Raw genomic sequence first — 2613 nt, forward strand, 5'->3', positions numbered from 1 at the left:
TAACATAAAGCCATATTTTTTCACTCTGATATTCAAGCCTCTTAGAAAGCTTTCTCAATATTTGTAGTTTGTTGATTTTGTTCCGCTTCTATGGAGCTTATTGTCTTGTTTCTGTTTTAACCGCAAAGATCCGCGAAGTAATGCGCAAAGTTTCGCAATTACTGAGCAATTATGATCACCAAAATAAACACACGTGAAATAATTGCAAAATAACCATGATATGGAGATTCCTCTTATAAGCCATTTACGACTCTTTTAATACCTAATTTAAGACTCTTAACATTGAAATTTAATAATAGCCCTAATTTACATTTAGATAACTTTAAATAAGTAAGAACTTGAGCGAGATGTATATCGTTAAGAGAATCTACTGACTTTATCTCTATAATTAATTTATTCTCTACTAATAAATCTAGCCTATAGCCTATATCTAACTTTACTTCATTGTAGATTAAAGGTTGTGGTTTTTCTTTTTGTACAAATAGTCCCATATTTTTTATTTCATAAAATAGACACTCTTGATATGAACTCTCCAAAAGTCCGGGACCTAACTGATTATGTACTTTAAATGCAGCATCTAAAGCGAGTTTTGATAATTGATTCTCTGTGTAATACATAGTTGCGTAGCTTAAGTTGCTAAATTACATAGTGGTAAGCTCAAAAAATGAGCTTTCATCGGAAATTATCAGTATTTATAATTTTACGTTGCGAAACTTTATTCACAAGTATTTATTGTATTTGGTGTTCATGATTACTTTGCGCAACCTTGCGGTTAAATCAAGAAATAATAAAAATAACCAATAGCACAATTTAATTTTATAATTGGTTTATAGCTGCTCTCTTAAGATTTTCCTTTAGTTTTGAGAAACTAAAAATTATTTAAAAATCATGACACATTTGAAAGTTGGCGATAAAGCTCCGGATTTTAAAGGATTAGATCAGGAAGGTAACGAGGTGAAATTGGCTGATTTTTCCGGTAAAAAACTGGTATTATTCTTTTATCCAAAAGCCAGTACACCGGGTTGTACGGCAGAAGCAAAAAATTTAAGGGATAATTATGAAGATTTTAAGGCAAAGGGTTATGATGTTCTTGGTGTAAGTGCCGATTCTCAGAAAAGACAGCTTAATTTCTGCACAAAAAATGAGCTTCCATATAATCTTATTGCGGATGAGGATAAAGACATTATCAACGCTTATGGTGTATGGGGACCGAAGAAAATGGCAGGCCGTGAGTACGAAGGTATTTACAGATCAACTTTTGTAATTGATGAAAAAGGTGAATTGGAGGATGTTATTACCAAGGTGAAAACAAAAGAGCACAGTGCTCAGATTTTAGTAAAAAGTTTGTAGGAATTGTGAATGATTTTCCTATTTTTATCGTTTCACAGGAAAAAAAATAATACGTTGAAAAATAAACAATTAGATATTGATATCATGAGTTCAGACAAAGAAGCTAAGTTGAAAGCACTGCAGATGACCTTGGACAAAATGGACAAGACATACGGTAAGGGTGCTGTTATGAAAATGGGTGATGCTGCAGTTGAAGAAGTGGAAGTAATACCATCAGGTTCTTTGGGAATTGATGTCGCTTTAGGAGTAGGAGGTTATCCAAGAGGAAGGGTTGTAGAAATATACGGACCTGAATCATCCGGTAAAACGACATTGACTTTGCACGCTATTGCAGAAGCTCAAAAGCAGGGAGGAATTGCTGCTTTTATTGATGCAGAGCACGCTTTTGACAGGTTTTATGCTGAAAAATTAGGTATCGATGTAGAAAATCTGATTATTTCGCAACCTGATAACGGTGAACAGGCATTGGAGATAGCTGATAATCTAATTAGATCGGGTGCAATTGATCTGCTGATCATTGACTCGGTTGCTGCCCTTACTCCAAAGGCCGAGATAGAAGGAGAAATGGGAGATTCGAGAATGGGACTCCAGGCAAGATTGATGTCGCAGGCTTTGAGAAAAATGACAAGCTCGGTTAGTAAAACAAAATGTACAGTGATTTTCATTAACCAATTGCGTGAAAAAATTGGTGTAATGTTCGGAAATCCTGAAACAACTACCGGTGGTAATGCATTGAAATTCTATTCTTCTGTACGTATAGATATTCGTCGTTCTACACAAATAAAAAATGCCGATTCTGTGATAGGAAACAGAACTAAGGTGAAGATTGTTAAGAATAAGGTGGCTCCGCCATTCCGTACGGCTGAATTTGATATTATGTATGGAGCAGGGATTTCAAAAGTTGGTGAATTGATCGATCAGGGTGTTGAGCTCGGGATAGTGAAGAAAAGCGGTTCATGGTTTAGCTATGACGACACTAAATTAGGTCAGGGAAGAGATGCGGTTAAAAATATAATTTCTGATAATCCGGAATTAGCTGAGGAGCTGGAGCATAAAATTAAAAATGCTATAGCAGGAGTGGAAGAGTAGGATTAAGAAATGAATAATTTTATTTATCGACCGTTTAATGTAAATTAAACGGTCTTTTTTTTACAATTACTTTGGTTTAAATGATTAAAAAAATACATCGATATTACTTTAACAGCTTTAGGGATTTATCTGCCGAAGTGTGGTGGCTGTCGTTAATAACTTTTATTAACAGGG

At 34.7% G+C, this 2613-nt stretch carries 3 protein-coding genes; 2 read left to right on the plus strand and 1 reads right to left on the minus strand.

The window, feature by feature from the left end; all coding sequences use genetic code 11:
- Positions 1–233: 233 nt before the first annotated feature.
- A complete protein-coding gene (locus ABFR62_14010; protein MEN8139533.1) occupies positions 234–617 on the minus strand; it encodes a GxxExxY protein in 384 nt (127 codons plus the stop codon).
- A 271-nt stretch (positions 618–888) separates the two neighbouring features.
- Between ABFR62_14010 and bcp the strand changes: the two genes are divergently transcribed.
- Together bcp and recA are read left to right on the plus strand one after the other, a co-directional pair.
- On the plus strand, positions 889–1350 hold the full coding sequence (bcp, locus tag ABFR62_14015; protein MEN8139534.1) for a thioredoxin-dependent thiol peroxidase: 462 nt from the start codon (positions 889–891) through the stop codon (positions 1348–1350).
- An 84-nt stretch (positions 1351–1434) separates the two neighbouring features.
- Entirely contained in the window at positions 1435–2439 is a 1005-nt protein-coding gene (gene recA, locus ABFR62_14020) for a recombinase RecA (GenBank protein MEN8139535.1), read from the plus strand.
- Positions 2440–2613 lie beyond the last annotated feature (174 nt).

The sequence above is a fragment of the Bacteroidota bacterium genome (assembly GCA_039714315.1).
Taxonomy (GTDB): Bacteria; Bacteroidota; Bacteroidia; order Flavobacteriales; family JADGDT01; genus JADGDT01.

Excerpts from the sequence above, each read along its gene's own strand:
- ABFR62_14010 (MEN8139533.1), bottom strand. The coding sequence starts at position 617 with ATGTATTACACAGAGAATCAATTATCAAAACTCGCTTTAGATGCTGCA.
- bcp (MEN8139534.1), top strand. The coding sequence starts at position 889 with ATGACACATTTGAAAGTTGGCGATAAAGCTCCGGATTTTAAAGGATTA.
- recA (MEN8139535.1), top strand. The coding sequence starts at position 1,435 with ATGAGTTCAGACAAAGAAGCTAAGTTGAAAGCACTGCAGATGACCTTG.